Origin of the sequence: Pseudonocardia yuanmonensis (assembly GCF_039542425.1) — a bacterium.
Lineage (GTDB): Bacteria > Actinomycetota > Actinomycetes > Mycobacteriales > Pseudonocardiaceae > Pseudonocardia > Pseudonocardia yuanmonensis.
The window spans coordinates 1-2,380 of sequence record NZ_BAABIC010000053.1; the positions used below are offsets into that span (position 1 = coordinate 1).

Here is a 2,380-nt window from a genome sequence, read left to right on the forward strand (position 1 = left end):
CGTGTCGATGCGGAGGAGTCCGGTCTGCGGGTGGGCCGGCCGGCCTCGCACGCGGCGGGGTTGAAGGCGGTGCGGGTGTCGCTGTCTCGGGCGCTGCGCCAGATGGGGCCGGTGAAGTCGGCGCGCAACCTGTTGACGCTCAACCAGGTCGACGGGTTCGACTGCATGTCCTGCGCCTGGCCCGACCCGACCGACCATCGGCACACCGCGGAGTTCTGCGAGAACGGCGCCAAGGCCGTGTCCTGGGAGGGTCAACGGGCCACCGTCGGGGCGGCGTTCTTCGCCGCGCACCCGATCTCCGAGCTGGAGCGCCGGTCGGATCACTGGCTGGAGCGCCAGGGCCGGCTGGTCGAGCCGATGGTCCGCCGCGCCGGCGCCGACCACTACCAGCCGATCTCCTGGGAGGACGCGTTCGCCCTGGTCGCCGAGCACCTGCAGGCGCTGGAGTCGCCGGACGAGGCGCTGTTCTACACCTCCGGGCGGGCGTCGAACGAGGCCGCGTTCGTCTACCAGCTCTTCGCCCGCGCGTTCGGCACCAACAACCTGCCGGACTGCTCGAACATGTGCCACGAGTCCACCTCGGTCGGCCTGGCCCGCACGATCGGCATCGGCAAGGGCTCGGTGTCCCTGCAGGACCTGCACGAGGCCGACCTGATCGTGATCTCCGGGCAGAACCCGGGCACCAACCATCCCCGGATGCTCTCCGCGCTGGAGATCGCCACACAGCGCGGCGCGAAGATCCTGGCGATCAACCCGCTGCGGGAAGCGGGCCTGTTGCGCTTCGACAACCCGCAGACCCCGGCCGGGCTGGCCGGGCGCGGCACCGGGCTGGCCGACCGCTACCTGCAGATCCGCTCGAACGGCGACCTCGCGTTCTGGCAGGCGATCGCCCACCTGCTGCTCGCCCGCGACGACCGCGCCCCCGGCAGCGTCGTCGACCACGACTTCATCGCCGAGCACACCGTCGGCTTCGAGGAGTGGGCGGCGCACCTGCGCGACCTCGACCGCGACGCCGTGGTCGCGGCGACCGGGTTGGACTGGGCCGAGATCGAGGCGACCGCGGAGCTGTTCGCCACCTCGCAGAAGATCGTGCACTGCTGGGCCATGGGGGTCACCCAGCACCGCAACGCCGTGGCCACGATCACCGAGTTCGTCAATGTCGCCCTGCTCCAGGGCATGATCGGCAAACCCGGTGCCGGGCTCTGCCCGGTGCGCGGGCACTCCAACGTCCAGGGCGACCGCACCATGGGCATCTGGGAGAAGGCCCCCGACACCTTCCTCGACGCCCTGCAGGCCGAGTTCGGCTTCGCACCCCCGCGCGCGCACGGCCACGACGCCGCCGCCGCGGTCCGCGCGCTGCGCGACGGCACCGCCAAGGTCTTCGTCGGGCTGGGCGGCAACTTCGCCGCCGCCATGTCCGACACCCAGGTCACCGAGGCCGCGCTGCGCTCCGCCGCGCTGACCGTGCAGATCTCCACCAAACTCAACCGCAGCCACCTCACCGCCGGCCACGACGCGCTGATCCTGCCCACCCTGGGCCGCACCGAACGCGACACCACCGGCGGGCTGGTCCAACGGGTCACCGTCGAGGACTCCATGTCCGCGGTGCACGCCTCCCGCGGCCGCGCCACCCCGGCCGGCCCGCTGCTGCGCTCCGAGATCGCCATCCTCTGCGGCATCGCGCACGCCACCCTCGGCGACCGCCACGGGATCCCCTGGAAGGCGTTCGCCACCGACTACGACCACATCCGCGACCGCATCGGCCGCGTCGTGCCCGGCTGCGAGAACTACACCGAGAAGATCCGCAACCGGGGAGGCTTCACCCTGTCCCACCCGCCCCGGGACAGCCGCACGTTCCCCACGCCCCCGGGCAAGGCCGTGTTCACCGTCAACCCGCTGGACGTGCTCACCGTGCCCGCGGGGCGGCTGGTGCTGCAGACCCTGCGCAGCCACGACCAGTTCAACACCACGATCTACGGGCTCGACGACCGCTACCGCGGCATCCACTCCGGCCGCCGCGTCGTGTTCATCTCCCCCGCCGACCTGGCCGAACTCGGCTACGAAGACGGCGACCACGTCCACCTGATCTCGGAGTGGGACGACGGGATCGAGCGCCGCGCGGAGAACTTCCGACTCGTCTCCTACGACACCCCCACCGGCTGCATCGCCGCCTACTACCCCGAAACCAACCCCCTGGTCCCACTGGACTCCCAGGCCCTCGACTCCGGCACCCCCACCTCGAAATGGGTCGTCGTCCGCCTCGAACGGGCGTGAGCGGCGCAGCACGCGTCGCCTGACCGGTGGCGAACGGCGCTCTCGTTCACATCTACTGAGCGAAAGCGCCGCTCGCTCAGGCGACAGGGGCGGCGCGGAGGCGGGC

1 protein-coding gene is annotated in these 2,380 nt (G+C 71.7%); it reads left to right on the forward strand.

Annotation, left to right across the window (positions count from 1 at the left end; all coding sequences use genetic code 11):
• Window positions 1-2,274: FdhF/YdeP family oxidoreductase (locus tag ABD990_RS34030; RefSeq protein WP_345384926.1), on the forward strand; the 2,274-nt coding region annotated here is incomplete at its 5' end.
• Window positions 2,275-2,380 lie beyond the last annotated feature (106 nt).